Annotated in this window: 15 protein-coding genes; 5 read left to right on the top strand and 10 right to left on the bottom strand. The window is 60.0% G+C overall.

Annotated elements, in window-relative coordinates:
• Genes HA41_RS06960 through phoB form a run of 4 tightly spaced genes read right to left on the bottom strand, consistent with a single transcriptional unit; the run spans position 1 to position 2,704 of the window.
• Positions 1-504 (bottom strand): substrate-binding domain-containing protein, encoded by a 504-nt coding sequence (locus tag HA41_RS06960; RefSeq protein ID WP_482809937.1) that lies wholly within the window; start codon positions 502-504, stop codon positions 1-3.
• Positions 407-700 carry a hypothetical protein gene (locus HA41_RS21675; RefSeq protein ID WP_425270643.1) on the bottom strand — a complete coding sequence of 98 codons (294 nt, stop codon included), beginning with the start codon at positions 698-700 and terminating at the stop codon, positions 407-409. The genes HA41_RS06960 and HA41_RS21675 overlap by 98 nt, the downstream gene beginning before the upstream one ends.
• A complete protein-coding gene (gene phoR, locus HA41_RS06955; protein WP_094120162.1) occupies positions 687-2,000 on the bottom strand; it encodes a phosphate regulon sensor histidine kinase PhoR in 1,314 nt (437 codons plus the stop codon). Before phoR ends, HA41_RS21675 begins: the two co-directional genes overlap by 14 nt.
• 14 nt (positions 2,001-2,014) lie before the next feature.
• Positions 2,015-2,704: a phosphate response regulator transcription factor PhoB gene (gene phoB, locus HA41_RS06950; protein WP_003852491.1), complete on the bottom strand. Its 690-nt coding sequence runs from the start codon at positions 2,702-2,704 to the stop codon at positions 2,015-2,017.
• Between the two features lie 196 nt (positions 2,705-2,900).
• On the opposite strand from phoB, the gene sbcD reads away from it, so the two are divergent.
• Both sbcD and HA41_RS06940 read left to right on the top strand, forming a co-directional pair.
• Entirely contained in the window at positions 2,901-4,100 is a 1,200-nt protein-coding gene (gene sbcD, locus HA41_RS06945) for an exonuclease subunit SbcD (RefSeq protein ID WP_094120161.1), read from the top strand.
• Positions 4,097-7,771 (top strand): AAA family ATPase, encoded by a 3,675-nt coding sequence (locus HA41_RS06940; protein ID WP_094120160.1) that lies wholly within the window; start codon positions 4,097-4,099, stop codon positions 7,769-7,771. The genes sbcD and HA41_RS06940 overlap by 4 nt, the downstream gene beginning before the upstream one ends.
• A 30-nt stretch (positions 7,772-7,801) precedes the next feature.
• Here HA41_RS06940 and HA41_RS06935 read toward each other — a convergent pair whose 3' ends face one another.
• Genes HA41_RS06935 through HA41_RS06925 form a run of 3 tightly spaced genes read right to left on the bottom strand, consistent with a single transcriptional unit; the run spans position 7,802 to position 9,503 of the window.
• Positions 7,802-8,458, bottom strand: a complete 657-nt coding sequence (locus HA41_RS06935) for a DUF799 domain-containing protein (protein ID WP_094120159.1) — start codon at positions 8,456-8,458, stop codon at positions 7,802-7,804.
• Positions 8,455-8,814 carry a DUF4810 domain-containing protein gene (locus HA41_RS06930; protein ID WP_094120158.1) on the bottom strand — a complete coding sequence of 120 codons (360 nt, stop codon included), beginning with the start codon at positions 8,812-8,814 and terminating at the stop codon, positions 8,455-8,457. The genes HA41_RS06935 and HA41_RS06930 overlap by 4 nt, the downstream gene beginning before the upstream one ends.
• A gap of 11 nt (positions 8,815-8,825) precedes the next feature.
• Positions 8,826-9,503 carry a CsgG/HfaB family protein gene (locus HA41_RS06925; protein WP_094120157.1) on the bottom strand — a complete coding sequence of 226 codons (678 nt, stop codon included), beginning with the start codon at positions 9,501-9,503 and terminating at the stop codon, positions 8,826-8,828.
• Between the two features lie 151 nt (positions 9,504-9,654).
• On the opposite strand from HA41_RS06925, the gene HA41_RS06920 reads away from it, so the two are divergent.
• Entirely contained in the window at positions 9,655-10,083 is a 429-nt protein-coding gene (locus HA41_RS06920; protein WP_094120156.1) for a cell envelope integrity TolA C-terminal domain-containing protein, read from the top strand.
• Here HA41_RS06920 and qhpR read toward each other — a convergent pair.
• The gene (gene qhpR, locus HA41_RS06915; protein ID WP_094120155.1) at positions 10,043-11,113 is read right to left on the bottom strand and encodes an AraC-like transcriptional regulator QhpR; all 1,071 of its coding nucleotides are present in this window, start codon (positions 11,111-11,113) and stop codon (positions 10,043-10,045) included. The two genes, HA41_RS06920 and qhpR, sit on opposite strands and share 41 nt — an antisense overlap.
• A 149-nt stretch (positions 11,114-11,262) precedes the next feature.
• Positions 11,263-12,267, bottom strand: a complete 1,005-nt coding sequence (locus HA41_RS06910) for a phosphotransferase enzyme family protein (protein ID WP_094120208.1) — start codon at positions 12,265-12,267, stop codon at positions 11,263-11,265.
• Positions 12,268-12,523: 256 nt separating this feature from the next.
• Between HA41_RS06910 and eat the strand changes: the two genes are divergently transcribed.
• Complete coding sequence (gene eat / locus HA41_RS06905; protein ID WP_094120154.1) at positions 12,524-13,888, top strand: ethanolamine permease; 1,365 nt, start codon at positions 12,524-12,526, stop codon at positions 13,886-13,888.
• Between the two features lie 43 nt (positions 13,889-13,931).
• Here the strand turns inward: eat and mak are convergent, their stop codons facing one another.
• Positions 13,932-14,843: a fructokinase gene (gene mak / locus HA41_RS06900; protein ID WP_094120153.1), complete on the bottom strand. Its 912-nt coding sequence runs from the start codon at positions 14,841-14,843 to the stop codon at positions 13,932-13,934.
• Between the two features lie 146 nt (positions 14,844-14,989).
• Between mak and rdgC the strand changes: the two genes are divergently transcribed.
• Positions 14,990-15,901, top strand: a complete 912-nt coding sequence (gene rdgC, locus HA41_RS06895) for a recombination-associated protein RdgC (RefSeq protein WP_094120152.1) — start codon at positions 14,990-14,992, stop codon at positions 15,899-15,901.
• The last annotated feature ends 37 nt before the right edge of the window (positions 15,902-15,938 follow it).

The following is a 15,938-nucleotide window of genomic DNA, read 5'->3' as shown; positions in this document are numbered from 1 at the left end:
TTACGCCGCTGAGATGGAAGCCAAAACTGGCGTAGCCAATGCTGCGGGGATTGCCGGCCACCGCCTGCACCACCGCCGCCGATCCGGGAAATTCCGCGACGTCGTTGCGAAAATCGCCCTGACAGAGCACCTGCTGCTTGAAGAATCCCCAGGTACCTGAGGCGGAGTTGCGGCCGTAGCGCTGGATTGGCCGCCTGGCCCACTCCGCGCCTTGTGCGCCGAGGTCGCCCCAGCGCTGCGGCACTGACGTCGCGCCACACAGCCGGGTAATCGAGAGATGGCGTCGAGCTGACCTGGCGTGATCTGCTGTAGCGGGTTGCGCTGATTCACCACCACCACCAGCGCATCCATGGCCACCGGCACCGCCAGCGGCGGATAACCATAGCGCGCTTCAAACGCCTGACGCTCATCTGCCTGCATTGGCCGGCTCATCGGGCCGAGCTGCGCGGCACCCGCCGCCAGCGCCGTGGGCGCGGTCGAAGAGCCGGATGCCTGTACCTGCACATTGACGCCCCGGTGCCTGTCGGCTGAAATCTTCGCCCCACAGCGTCATCAGGTAGCCCAGGGTATCGGACCCGACGCTGCTGAGGTTGCCCGACAGCGCGCCGGACTGTGCCAGCGCAACGCCCGGCAGCAGAGTGACGATCAACAAAAGAAAGAGGCGCATCAGGGAGATCCGGCAGCGATTAATGAACGGCATTTTCCTGCATCACACCGCTGACAATCAACCTTGCTGGCAGCGTAAAGGTAAAACAGGTTTCATGTTGCGGCACGCTGGTGATATCCAGCCGCGCATTATGGTGGCTCAGCGCATGTTTCACGATGGCCAGTCCCAGTCCGCTGCCGCCGGTGGCGCGCGACCGCGCTTTATCGACCCGGTAGAAACGCTCGGTGAGACGGGGAATATGTTCCGCCGCGATGCCCGGTCCGTTGTCACAGACCCGGAAGGTGGCGCCCTGCTTGCTGCGCAGCCAGCTGATGTCGATGCGGGTGCCATCCGGCGTGTGGTTCACCGCGTTGTAGACCAGATTGGAGATAGCACTGCGCAGCTGTTCATCGTTGCCGAACACTTTCAGATGCGGATCGGTATGGAAATGAAGCTCGTGCCGCCCGTTGCTCAGAGTCGCGGCCTCATGCTGCAGCAGCTTCAGCATCACCGGCACGTCGACCTTCTCTTTCAGATCGATTGCCGGTGCCGCTTCAATCCGCGACAGCGTCAGCAGCTGTCTGACCAGACTGTCCATGCGGCGCGTCTGTTCCGACATGGTATGCAGCGCCTTGCCACGCGAACGCTCGTTCATCACCGAGTCGTTCATCATCTCCAGATAGCCCTGCAGCACCGTCAGTGGGGTGCGCAGTTCGTGACTGACGTTGGCAAAGAAATTACGCCGCGCCCCTTCCAGCTGGTGCATCTGCGTCACGTCGCGCGCCACCAGCAGCCACTGCCCTTCGCTGTAAGGCATAACGCGAAACTCCATGTGGTACTGGTTATTCAGCACCAGCGTTAATGGCTTATCGAAATCACGCTGGCGGATATAGCGCGAAAATTCCGGGTAACGCAGCAGGTTGAGGATGTTCTGACCATTATCTTCCGGCCAGCGTAGCCCGAGATGCTGTTGCGCCAGCCCGTTGCACCAGAAGATGGTGCCCTCTTCGGTGGTGAGGATCACCGCATCCGGCAGCGACTCGGCGCCGCTGCGAAAGCGTTTAATCAGGTTGCCGAGCTCACGCCGCCGCCGCCGGTTGCGTAACTGCATCTGATAAAGCCCGTAAAACAGCGGTTCCCAGCTGGCGCGTCCGGCAGGCGGCGTCATGGTACGATCGAGCCATAACCAGTGCGACAGGCGCATCAGGTTGTGGAAATGCCACAGCAGCACCGCCAGCACGCTCAGCAGCAGCAGCCACGGCAGATAGCCGAACAGCAGACCCAGCAGCAACGCAGGCAAACAGGCCAGCAGCAGTTCTGACAGTAATCTCTTCCAGGAGAGGCGTTCCAGCACGGTGAAAACTCCGTTTAGTAGCGGGCAGAGAAACGATACCCTGTTCCACGGACGGTTTGTACCATGCGATCGTGGCCGGAGACTTCCAGCGCTTTACGTAAACGGCGAATGTGAACATCGACGGTGCGATCTTCAACATACACATTGGTGCCCCAGACGTGGTTCAGCAGCTGTTCGCGGCTGTATACCCGCTCCGGGTGCGTCATAAAGAAGTGCAGCAGTTTGTATTCAGTCGGCCCCATCTCCAGCGGCGTGGTTTCGGACATCACCCGATGCGAAGAGGGATCGAGACTCAGCCCCTGCATCTCAATCACCTCTTCCACCGCCATTGGAGAGATACGGCGCATCACCGCTTTGATGCGTGCCATCAGCTCTTTTGGCGAAAAGGGCTTGGTGATGTAATCGTCAGCGCCGACTTCCAGCCCGCGCACCCGGTCTTCCTCTTCACCACGGGCGGTCAGCATCATCACCGGAATATCGCGGGTCATCGCTTCGCGTTTCAGGTGTTTGATAAACTGAATGCCGCTGCCGCCAGGTAACATCCAGTCCAGCAGGATCAGGTCGGGCCAGGGTTCAATCAGCTTACCCACTGCGCTGTCATAATCTTCCGCCTCGATTGGCTGATAGTCGTTCTGCTCCAGAACAAAACACAACATTTCACGGATTGGGGCTTCATCTTCCACAACCAAAATGCGCTTAGCCATTATTACTCCTGCTGATATGACGGCTGTCACTGAGATTCGCGGCGCCATTATGCGTCAGATTTGTGACACTTTTATGAAAAACCTACCTCACCAGCCGGTGCCAGTAGTAATCAATTATGACAGCGCAGCGACAATTTTTTGCTTTGGCCGCAGAGCCAGTATAATCGCCGGGCGAATCACAACGGCAGGGACTCTTATGCGCATCATTCATACTGCGGACTGGCATCTGGGGCAGTTCTTTTACAACAAAAGTCGGGCGGCGGAACATCAGGCGTTTCTCGACTGGCTGTTGATCCAGATTGAACAGCATCAGGTGGATGCGTTAATCGTCGCTGGCGATCTGTTCGATACCGGCACCCCGCCCAGCTACGCGCGCGAAATGTTCAACCGCTTTGTGGTGGCACTGCAACCCAGCGGCTGTCAGCTGATTGTGCTGGCGGGTAATCACGACTCGGTGGCAACGCTCAATGAGTCGCGCGAACTGCTCGCCTGCCTGAATACCCGGGTGATCGCCACGCCGCAGGCGGAGAGTGACGTGATAGTGCTCACCACCCGTCAGGGCGAACCGGGCGTGCGGCTGTGTGCCATTCCCTATCTGCGACCGCGCGACATCCTGCGCAGCCGCGCCGGTCAGTCCGGACGTGACAAGCAGACGTCGCTGCTGGAGGCGATTGCTCACCACTATCAGCAGCGCGTTGCCGCCGCACGGGCGCTGGAGCCGGCACTGCCAATCGTGGCTACCGGCCATCTCACCACCGTCGGCGTCAGCCAGAGCGACTCGGTGCGTGACATCTATATCGGCACGCTGGACGCCTTTCCCGCCTCCGCGTTTCCGGACGCTGATTACATCGCGCTGGGCCACATTCACCGTGCGCAGCGGGTGGCGGGCAGTGAGCATATCCGCTACAGCGGCTCGCCGATTCCGCTCAGTTTTGATGAACTGGGCAGTGAAAAAAGCGTCTTCCTGCTGGAATTTACCCTCAGCGGTCTGCAATCGGTGACCCCACTGGTGGTGCCGCAGGTGCAGCCGATGCAGGTGCTGAAAGGCTCGCTGGCGCAGATTGCGCAGCAGCTCAACGATTTCAGCGGCGCAAATCAGGAAAAGCCGACCTGGCTGGATATTGAAGTCACGACCCAGGAATATCTTAGCGATCTGCAGCGACAGGTAGAAACCCTGACCGCAGAACTGCCGGTGGAAGTCTTACTGTTACGCCGCAGCCGGGAGCAGCGTCAGCACAGCCTGGCGCGACTCGACAACGAAACCCTGAGCGAGCTGAAAGTGGAAGAGGTGTTTGCCCGTCGGCTGGCGCTGAATAGTGAGCTGCAGCCGCAGCAGCTCGACCAGATGACCACGCTGTTCCGCCAGACGCTGGCCGACATTGAGGAGCCACAATGAAGATCCTCACGCTACGCTTTAAAAACCTCAACGCGCTGCGCGGTGAATGGTTTATCGATTTCCGTGCCGAACCCTTCGCCAGTAACGGGCTGTTCGCGATTACCGGCGCTACCGGCGCAGGCAAAACCACCCTGCTGGATGCCATCTGCCTGGCGCTCTATCACCAGACGCCGCGCCTCGGCGCCATTTCCCAGAGTCAGAATGCGCTGATGACCCGCGACTGCGCCGAGTGTCTGGCCGAAGTGGAGTTTGAGATCAAAGGCGAAGCCTGGCGCGCCTTCTGGAGTCAGAACCGCGCCCGCGGCACCGCAGACGGCAAACTGCAGGCACCGCGAGTTGAGTTGGCGCGCTGTGCTGACGACACCATCGTCGCCGACAAAGTCGGTGACAAACTCCGGCTGATCGAGACCCTCTCCGGCCTCGACTTCGAACGTTTTACCCGTTCCATGATGCTGTCACAGGGCCAGTTCGCCGCGTTCCTCAACGCTAAAGCCAGCGAGCGTGCCGAACTGCTGGAGGAGCTGACCGGTACCGAAATTTACGGCCTGATCTCCACGGCGATATATGAACGTCATAAAGAGGCGAAAACCGCGCTGGATCTGTTGCGTAGCCGGGCGGGGGCAATGGCGCTACTGGATGATGAGACACGTACTGCGCTGCAACAGCAGATCGCCCGGCTGAGCGAGATGGAACAGACGCTGAGCCGCGACTACCAGCAGGCTCAGCAGCAACAGCAGTGGCAGCAACAGGCGCAGCAGCTGGAGCAGGAGATCGCTACGGCGAGCGCCGCCCTGCAGCAGGCTGAAGCAGCAGTGCAGGCCGCCGAAGCGGATCGGCAGCGACTGGCGCGCAGCGAACCGGCGGAAAAACTGCGGCCAGCCCTGCAACAGCGCGACCAGCTGGCGCAGGAGCAGCACGAGGTGCGCGGCCGTCAGCAGCAGCTGACCGGAGCCCATCAGCAGGCGCAGGCTGAACAGCAACGCCAGCAGCAACACACCGCCGCGGCGCAGGCCGCCGCTGAACAGGCGCACCAGCAACAGCAGCAGCAGGAGAGCCTGCTGACCGAACAGGTCATTCCGCTTGATCAGTCACTGCGCGCGCTGCAACAGCAACTGACCCGGCAGCAGCAGGAAAAAGATCGCCAGCAGCAGCAGTACGATCAGACCCAACGCGCGTTGATGGAACAGACAAGCCAGCTTGCCGCCTTACAACAGGCGATCGCCGGGCAGCAAACCCTGCGACAGCAGTTAGCCGATATGGCGCAATGGGGCGCCTTGCTGCCGCTGTGGCAGGAACGCTTTGCTCAGCTGGCGCAGCGTGAAGCGACGCTGGCCGGACTGGCACAACAGCAGCAGCAACAGCAGCAGAAGATCACGGCGCAGCAGGACGAACGGGAGCAGCAGGCGAAGCAAGCATTACCGCGCCAGCAAGCCGAACAGGCCGCTGCACAGGCGCTGCTGCAAGCGGAGCAAGCACTAACTTCGCTGCAGGAGCAGCACCCGCCAGCGGCGCTGCGTGAAGCGCTGAGCCAGCTGCACGCCAGCCGCGCGGCGCGCCAACAGCTGCTGCTGCTCTCGACTCAGTGGCAACCGCTGCATCGACAACAGCGTCAGCGCCAGCAGCAGCTGGCCGGGCTGGAACAGGCCCACCAGCAGGCGGAGGCGGAATTACAGAGCCTGCGCGAGCAGTGGAAACGCGAAAAACAGCAGCTGGACGATGTGGAGAAAATTTGCGCGCTGGAGCAGCAGATTGCCGATCTGTCGCACTATCGCGCCCAGCTGACGCCTGACCAGCCCTGCCCGCTGTGCGGCTCCTGCAGCCATCCGGCGGTTGAGGCTTACAGCACACTGGAAATCAGTGCCAGTCAGCAGCGGCGCTCGGTTCTGCAACAGCAGGTCGACGCGCTACGCGAAGCGGGCACCGCCAAAAAAGAGCAACTGAAACAGTCGGCGATCCAGCAGCAGTCGCTGCGCGACGACATTGCAGAAACCCAGCGGCAAATCACTACACTGGAGCAGCAATGGCAGGCGCTAAGCGGTGAGCTGGCACTCACCTTCACCTTGTCAGACGCTGACGCATTAACTCAGTGGCAGCAGCAGCAAAGTGAACGGGAACAGCAGCTTGAGCAGCAACGGCTGGCGCTGGAAACGGCTGAACAGGCGCGCCAGGCAGCAAAAGACCACCATCTTCAGCAGGCGCAGATCTGGCAGCAGCATCTGCAGGCTGAGCAGCTGGCACAGCAGTCGCTGGAGAACCAGCAGCAGGCACTCAGCGCGCTACAACAGCACCAGCAGCAGGAACAGCATGACTGGCAGCAGGTGCAGGATGGGCTGCAACAGCAGTTCAGCCAGCATAACCTGACCTTGCCTGCCGCTGCTGAACGCGCGTCATGGCTGGAGACTCAGCAGACCCGCTGGCAGCGCTGGCAGGAAAGTGAGCAGTTACTCGCTAATCTGCAGCCGCAGCTGCTGCGCGGCGAAACCCAGCTGGCTGCCCTGCAACAGCAGGCAGAACGGGAACAGCAGCAGCTGACCACCCAGCAGCAGCAGTTGCACCACGAGCAGACCCGACTCGATGAGATGCGCCAGCAGCGCCAGGCGCTGTTTGGCGATCGCGAGGTTGCCGCCGCCCGTCAGCAGATGCAGGAAAACCTCCGCCAGCACGAGGCGCAGCTCGCGCAGCTGCGGGATGGCTTACAGCGGACGCAAAGCGAGGTCAGCAGCCTGCAGGGTCAGCTGGCGGTCCTGGAAAGTCAGCAGCAGACGCTGGCAACCCGCCTGGCGGAGGCGGAACAGCGGTTGCAGCAGGCGCTGGCCGCCGCCGGTTTCAGTGATGAAGCCCGGCTGCGCACCGCACTGCTGGATGAACAGACGGTGCAGCAACTGCGTCAGCAGCTGCAGCAGATCGATCAGCAGCAGCAGCAGCAGCAGGCACGGCTGGCGGATCTGCATCAGCGGCTGGCGACCCACCAGCAGGCCCAGCCCGCCGGGTTACCGGCTTCGGCAGAGGCCCTGGCGCAGCAACTGGAACAGTTGCGCCTGGCGCTGCGCGACAATGCCAGCCAGCAGGGCCAGATCCAGCAGCAGTTGCAGAGCGATGCCAGCCTGCGTGACCAGCAGCAGAGCCTGATGACGCAGATTGCCGGGGATGAAACGGTGCTGGCGCAGTGGGGCTTGCTCAACGATCTGATTGGCTCCGCCAGCGGCGATAAGTTCCGCCGCTTTGCTCAGGGCTTAACGCTGGATCACCTGGTGGCACTGGCGAACCGCCAGCTCGATCGACTGCATGGCCGCTATCTGCTGCAGCGTCGCGCGCAGGATCTGCTGGAGCTGGACGTAGTGGATACCTGGCAGGCTGACACGGCGCGCGATACCCGTACGCTGTCGGGTGGCGAGAGCTTCCTCGTCAGCCTGGCGCTGGCGCTGGCGTTATCTGACCTGGTCAGCCACAAGACCCGCATTGAATCGCTGTTTCTGGATGAAGGATTTGGCACGCTGGATGCGCAAACGCTCGACACCGCGCTCGACGCGCTGGATGCGCTCAACGCCAGCGGCAAAACCATCGGCGTGATCAGTCACGTTGAAGCGATGAAAGAGCGGATACCGGTGCAGATTAAAGTGCGGAAAATGAACGGGCTGGGCTACAGCCAGCTGGAACTGCCGCAGGGATAACGGGCGCCGTAGCGCCCGCTTTGCCACCAATCAACGGGCGCTGATCAGCGTATAGCGCGGGCCGGTCAGTAAACCGCCCTGCTCGTTCTGTGCCAGCAGGCGATTGCTGGTCAGACCGGCAATCGAATGGGCTTTGTCACTGACGTTGCTGGCGATCTGTTTGATTGCCGCACTGACCAGCATGCCGACCAGCCCACCGTTATTGTTGTTGCCATCTTCATTGTCACTGGCGGTAGCGGAACCCTGCCAGAGTTCTTTGCCGCTGCGCAGATCCACCAGTCGCGCGGTCGCTGACACGGTGGTAACGCTGTCGATCACCCGGTAGCTGCTGCCGTACTCGCTGATGGAGATATAGAGCGCACTGTCGGCGTGAAAGATTTTATTCAGACGCGCCGGGCTGACTGCCTGGATTTCGCTGCCGCCGGACAGGCCATTCTGCTGGAAAGTCTCTTCTACCACCGCCACCGGAAAGACGTAGTAACCGGCTTCAGCCAGTGGCCGGGTAACCAGCGACGTCAGGCTGTGAGCGGCATTGATATCCGGCGCTTTGTTCTCGGCGGGTAACACCAGAATCGACGCAGGCTTACTGGCACGGAACGCGCTGTAATCATAAGGTTTTTTATGCTGCGCACAGCCGGTCAGCAGCAGCGCGGCCAGGGCGCCACACAAAACAATCAGTTTTTTCACCGGGTCACTCCTTGTTTGTTACTCATCAGAAAATCCATGTAAGGGCCCGCTTCCGGAAACAGCTGCTTTTCGGTCGCAAACTGGCCGAAGGCTTTGTTGGTATCGCCGGTTTTGGCGTAGAGCAGGCCGAGTTGCGCGTGCAGTCCTGGCGCGACCGGCTGGTTTGCCGCGCGAGCTTTTTCTACGTCGAGATTCAGTGCGTCGATCTGCTTCTGTGGATCGCTATCTTTCTGGTAGTAGCTATACAGCTGCTGCTGATAGTCGCCCCAGTAGTAAAGGGTTTTTGGCGCTTTTGGCGCGCAGCCAGCCAGCAGCGCAGCCGCCATCAGCAGGCCGCCCAGTGTGATCGCTTTCATTTCTTGCTTCCTTATTTAGCCGGACGCCAGGCGCCGTTGTTGATTCCATCCACTAAATGATCGACCGCTTCGCGAATCGCCAGATCCATCACTTTGCCATTCAGCGTCGAGTCATAACTGCTGGTGCCACCAAAGCCGATAATCTCCCGGGCTGAGAGCTGGTATTCGCCAGCGCCCTGCGCGCTGAACACCACTTCAGAGGTGGTGACATCCACCACGTTGAGATTGACTTTGGCATAGGCGATCTGGCTCTTGCCGCGGCCGAGAATGCCCCACAGCTGCTGGTCACCCACTTCTTTGCGGCCAAACTCGGTGATATCACCGGTGATGATATAGTTCGCGCCTTTGATATTTTGCTGACTGCGTTTGAAGTCTGACTCCTGCTGCAGCTCTTTCAGGTTGCTGCGATCCAGCACGCTGAACCGGTTAGTCTGCTGCAGATGGGTGATCAGAATGGTTTTTGACTGATTGCCCAGTCGATCGACGCCATCCGAGAAAATACCGTTCATATAAGCGGAACGGTTATCAAACTGACCAACCGCTATCGGGCTGCGCACGCCCTGGTAAGCGGGCTGGCTGGCTGCACGAACCTGGGGTGCTTCAATCGCACGTGATGATTCAGTCGCGCAGCCGCTGATCAGCGAAGCACTGAGTAAGGTGAGTGCCGCAACGGCATATTTTTTCTGCATTTCTAATCCATGAATAAATAATAAGAAACCGCGATGGGGCGGTAAATTCTGGTTCTGCCGACAGTCGGAGTAATGCCATAGCATTCGCCAGTCCGGTCTGTAGACTGTCGGCAGCAGAAGAAGAGAACTTTAATCAGAATTGGTCAGTTAAATGAATTTAATTAATCTATTTGGGAAAGTATTGCCGGGCGTTATTATTGCCGCGGCACTCAGTGGCTGTCAGCATTCTGAACCACAGCAACGGGATAGCGTGGCCAACCTGTGTCAGCCCGCCAGGGACCCCAACAGCGCATCCTGTCAGTGGACTAATCAAATGCAGCACCGGCTGAATCAGCAGTTCAGTGATGCAGCGCGCTATGCGGGCCAGCAATGTCTGGTCCGGCTGGAGTGGCAGCAGAGTGGACGCTATGCGGTGACGCAGACTCAGGGCGATGAGGCGTTGTGTTTACGGGCCTGGCAGCTGGCAGCGCAGACCAAAGGCTTGCCGCCGCCGCCGGTGCCTGGACAACCGGCGTGGTTTGGCTTTGCGCCGCGCAAGGCTAGCTTGCCAGCCCATGCTGACGCCACTGACGCGGGCTGATGCCGAACCAGCGCCGAAATGCCCGTGAAAAGGCGCTGACTTCCGAATAGCCCAGCAGCAGCGCCATCTCGGAGATCGGCAGCTGCTTCTGCTGCAGATAGTGAGTGGCCATTTCGCAGCGCACCTGATCCACCAGCGCACTGAAGCTACAGCCCTCTTCGCGCAGCCGCCGCTGCAGTGACCAGCTCGATAACCCCAGCTTATCGGCTACCTCTTCCAGCACCGGTTCGCCCTGCATCAGCGACAGGTGAACCTGAGAGCGCGCCTGCTCCACCCTGCTCTGCTGCGAAGCGGCGCGGTTGAGCTGCCGGATGGCATCCTGCATTACCATCAGCAACATCGGATCGCTTTCCGGCATGTTGCGCAGCAGATCGCGCTTTGGGATCACCAGCGAGTTAAACGGCTGATCGAACCAGACCGGCGCATCGAACACTTTCCCGTGATCGTGCCACTGCTCCGGGCGCGGATGTTCAAAATGCACTTCGCGCGGCGCCCAGTTTTTACCCGCCACATGACGAATCAGATTCATGAACATCCCCAGCGTCAGCTCCGCATCCTGACGGCGCATCAGTATGGCCCCGTGACGAACCTGATAGTCGAGCCGCCAGCACTCTCCTTTGTCCACCAGCCGGGTTAAGGTGTCGTGCTGATGCCACGGAAAGGCATTGACCACATTGTGCAGCGCCTGTTCCAGCGTGGCGGAACAGAGGCCGATGTAGCCAATCAGGCCTAATGACTGCGGTTTAAACTGCCTGCCGTAGTGCAAACCGAAGTTATCAAAACCGGAGTGTCGCGCCGCTTCCTCCAGTACCCGACAGTAGTTGACCAGCCCAAGGCTGAGCGTCGGGCTGGCGAGCCGTTCCGGATCGATACCGCTGATGCCGAAGATACGGTCCACATCGCCGCCACGGGTATGAATAAAATCGCTCAGGCCGGTGGCCGCAGCGGCCAGCACGCCGTGATTACCTGCCTCCGCCGCAGCGGAGCAGGCAGCAAATGCATCGGGCTGTTTTATCATCATCGGATTCATGGTCGCCTCAGTCAGAATTCAGGGGGAAAACCCATTCACAGACTGAGCAAATTCCGTACCAGCTTCATCCTTTGCGGTTTCAGCGAGTCAGGCCGTGGCGCTCGGGCGGGCAGCACTGCAGTGGCGCACCTGCGCCCGCCGCTGGTGCATCAGGCCCCGACCGGCAGCTGCTCACTCTCCAGATAACGACGGCAAAGTCGCACCGAATGGCTGGCCCATTCCGGGCCCAGGCTCTGCGCCATCTCCGTTTCGGCGTGCGATCCTACCCACGCGGTGAGCTGGATGCGGCGCTGGATCAGCAGCGTTGGCAGCATCGCCATCTCCTGGTCGCTGATGTGCGATACCTGCTCGTAGCCGCGGATCCAGTGATCGATCCACTCTGCCGCCCGCGGATGATGCTCGACAAAACTGATCGCTGCCGCCAGATCGTGCAGATACCAGCCCAGCCCGCAGTCATCGAAATCGATCACCCGGGTTTCGCCGTGGTGCAGCAGCAGGTTGGTCAGCCGTAGATCGGCATGGATCAGGCCATAGCGATCCGATCCTTTGCCAAACGCCGCCAGCGCCTCCCCCGCCTGAGCGATCGCCTGTTCGACGATCCCGTGATCGGCGGGAGCCAGATTGGGGGCATCCTGCCAGCGTCCCCAGTGGCTCTGTGCGCTGGTCATGGTGTGGTGATCCCAGATGATCCGCTGGAAGCCGGCCGGCGGCTGCCATTGTTTACTGTGCTGATGCAGCCGGGCCGTAATCTGTCCCAGTTGCTGAAAGGCGCGCGGGTCCACCTCGGTGGTCGGCATTTCGCCGTCAATCCAGTGAAACAGCACTACGTAACGCTCACCACCGTCGGGTAAGCGGAGCGTCAGCACCCGCTCGCCCTGGCTGTCCGCCACCGCCTCCGGCACCACGATGCCAGTTTCGCGCAGCGCGTCCAGCCACAGCAACTCGCTGAGGATATCCGCTTTCTGATGGTAGTCGCCGCGATGCAGTCGCAGCGCATAGCGCCTGGTGCCCGCATGCAGCAGAAACGTGGCATTCTCCGAGCGACACAGCAGCCGCAGCGTGCCCTGTAGCGCGGTGGGATAACAGCCCAGCGCCTGCTGCGCCAGTGCAGTGAGTTGAGAATCAGTCAGGTTGTCATATTGTTTCGCGCTCATCATTCCGGCTCCTGTCACTTACGTAACGTCAGCATGCGTTGCCAGAACCTGAGCTGCTTGACCGCAGAGGAGTCAAAGTTGACCGCAGCGTGCATCTGGCCCGGCGTTGTCTGTGAGTTGACCGTGGAGGACAGCATTGACCGCGCCGGCGTCAAGTCGCGGCCCGCCAGGCAACGGCATTATCCCTTCACTGTAGCGTAAACCATGAGGTGCGGTATCACTGCCGCGCGGCACCAACAACGACGGGGATAACAGTATGACAAACAGACTCAAGCCCACGCTGGGCACCCTGCATCTGTGGGGGATTGCGGTTGGCCTGGTTATCTCAGGCGAATATTTTGGCTGGAGTTACGGCTGGGCCGTGGCGGGCACGCTGGGCTTTCTGGTTACCACCGCACTGATCGCTACGCTTTATACCTGCTTTATTTTCAGCTTTACCGAGCTGACCACCGCAATTCCTCACGCCGGCGGGCCGTTTGCCTACAGCCGCCGCGCCTTTGGTGAAACCGGCGGGCTGATTGCCGGTCTGGCCACGCTGATTGAGTTCGTCTTTGCGCCACCGGCGATTGCGATGGCCATTGGTGCCTACCTCAACGTGCAGTATCCGGCACTCAACCCGAAAACCGCCGCGGTCGGCGCTTATCTGCTGTTTATGACGCTGAATATTCTTGGCGTAAAACTGGCGGCGATGTTCGAGCTGGTGGTGACCATTCTGGCGGTGATTGAGCTGCTGGTGTTTATGGGCGTAGTCTCGCCCGGTTTCAGCCTGGCGAACTTTGCCGCGCACGGCTGGGCCGGCAGCGACAGCTTCGGTATGCCGGCGTTTTCCGGTATTTTTGCCGCAATCCCATTCGCCATCTGGTTTTTCCTTGCCATTGAAGGTGCTGCGATGGCGGCGGAAGAGGCGAAAGATCCGACCCGTACCATCCCGCGGGCCTATATCAGCGGCATTCTGACGCTGGTGGTGCTGGCGATTGGCGTGATGCTGATGGCAGGCGGTGCGGGCGACTGGCGCAAACTGTCAGACATCAACGATCCGCTGCCGCAGGCGATGAAAATGATCGTCGGCGAACACTCTAACTGGATGCATATGCTGGTGTGGATCGGTCTGTTCGGTCTGGTCGCCAGTTTCCACGGCATTATCCTTGGCTATTCTCGCCAGTTCTTTGCGCTGGCCCGCGCCGGTTATCTGCCGCCCGGGCTGGCGAAACTGTCGCGCTTTCAGACGCCGCATCGCGCCATTATTACCGGCGGGATACTGGGGATCGCCGCCATTTACAGCGACGGAATTATTAATCTGCAGGGGATGACGCTGACGGCGGCGATGATCACCATGGCGGTGTTCGGCGCGATTGTGATGTATATCATGAGCATGCTGAGCCTGTTCCGGCTGCGCCGAACGGCGCCGGATCTGGTGCGCAGCTTCCGTGCGCCAGGCTATCCGATTGTGCCGGGCATCGCCCTGCTGTTATCGATGGTCTGCCTGCTGGCGATGCTGTGGTTCAATCCGGTGATTGGCGCGCTGTTCGTCGCCTTTATGCTGGTGGGTTACCTCTACTTCCTCGCCACAAAAGCGCAGCGCGACCGTGCGCCGCAGGACAGCATGCTGGTGGGCGAATAGCAGAGCGCGGCCTGTGGTCGCGCCCCGGGCAGAGAAGCCAGAATCAGTCGTTGAGCGGCCAGAGCCAGGCCGCGCCGCGCACGCCACTCGAATCGCCGTGTTGCGCCTTCAGCACCGACGTTTCGCATTCGCCACCGAATACCCATTTTTTCATCAGCGTCGGTACCGTCTGATAGAGACGATCCACGTTGCTCATGCCGCCGCCCAGTACGATCACATCCGGATCGATCAGATTCACCACCTGCGCCAGCGACTTTGCCAGCCGCAGTTCGTATCGGCTTATCGCCAGTTCGGCGATCGGATCCTGCTGTTCCAGCAGCGCCACGATCTCCGCTCCTTTACGTGACACGCCGCTCAGCCGCTGATAATCAATGCCGAAACCGGTGCCCGAAACGAAGGTCTCAATGCAGCCCTGCTGCCCGCAATAACAGGGCACTTCCTGCCGGTAGCGCAGTTCGTCTTCATCCATCCACGGCAGCGGATTGTGACCCCACTCGCCGGCATTGCCGTTACCGCCGATACGAGACTGGCCGTTGATCGCTATCCCGGCCCCCGATCCGGTGCCGATGATCACCGCAAACACCAGCGACTGTCCGGCTCCCGCCCCGTCAACCGCCTCGGAAACGGCGAGACAATTCGCGTCGTTGGCGATGCGCACGTCACGATTCAGCGCCTGCGCCAGATCTTTATCCAGCGGCTGGCCGTTAAGCCAGGTGGAGTTGGCATTTTTTACCCGCTTGCTGTAGGGCGAAATCGTGCCGGGAATGCCGAGGCCAACAGTGCCGGTCTGACCGGTTTTCTGCTCTGCCAGCCTGACCAGATCGACAATCGCCTGTACCGTTGCCTGATAGTCATCACGCGGCGTGTTGACCCGGTGACGAAACAGCTCCTGTCCGGCGTTGGATAACGCAATCACTTCTGTCTTGGTGCCACCCAAATCAATGCCTATGCGCACGGTTTATTCCTCATTATTCGTTCAGGTGGAACATACAGTAGAAGGCGCCAGCCGGAAAGGCAATGAAACCACTCCGATGTTTCGCTATCATGCGCGCTGACTCTGTTAGACTTGTGCGCCCGATCGCGCCACGGTAAGGAATCCCGATGTTGTGGTTTAAAAATATGATGGTTTATCGTCTGAATCGTGACATTCCGTTGTCCGCAGATGAGATGGAAAAACAGCTCGACGCCTTCACTTTTTCGCCGTGTGGCAGTCAGGATATGAGCAAAACCGGCTGGGTACCGCCGATGGGCAACCGCAGCGATGCGCTGACCCATGAAAACAACGGTCAGATCGTGATTTGCGCCCGCAAAGAAGAGAAAATGCTGCCGTCACCGGTAGTAAAACAGGCGCTGGAAGCGAAAATCGACAAGCTGGAAGCGGAACAGAGCCGCAAGCTGAAGAAGACCGAAAAAGATTCGCTGAAAGATGAAGTGCTGCACAGCCTGCTGCCGCGTGCGTTCAGCCGCTTTAGCCAGACCTGGTTGTGGATCGACACGGTGAACAACCTGATTATGGTTGACTGCGCCAGCGCCAAAAAGGCGGAAGATACGCTGGCACTGCTGCGCAAAAGTCTTGGTTCATTACCGGTGGTGCCCCTGACGCTGGAAAGCCCGATTGAACTGACCCTGACCGAATGGGTACGTTCTGGCGAGGTGCCCGCCGGTTTCGCCCTGATGGATGAAGCGGAGCTGAAAGCGCTGCTGGAAGATGGCGGCGTGATCCGCTGCAAGAAACAGGATCTGGTCTGCGATGAGATCGCCAATCACATCGAAGCGGGCAAACTGGTGACCAAACTGGCGCTGGACTGGCAGGAGCGCATTCAGTTTATGCTGGCCGATGACGGTTCAATCAAGCGCCTGAAGTTCAGCGACACGCTGCGCGACCAGAACGATGATATTGATCGTGAAGATTTTGCCCAGCGTTTTGACGCCGACTTTATTCTGATGACCAGCGAACTGGCTGCGCTGACCAGCAACCTGGTGGAAGCGTTAGGCGGTGAAGCCCAGCGTTAAGCTGGCGTCGCTCTGAAAGAAAATGGCCGCATTGCGA

This window comes from Pantoea conspicua, from assembly GCF_002095315.1.
Classification (GTDB): Bacteria; Pseudomonadota; Gammaproteobacteria; order Enterobacterales; family Enterobacteriaceae; genus Pantoea; species Pantoea conspicua.
Note: the sequence above shows the minus strand (reverse complement) of the source record. Positions and strands in the feature narration are given on the sequence as shown.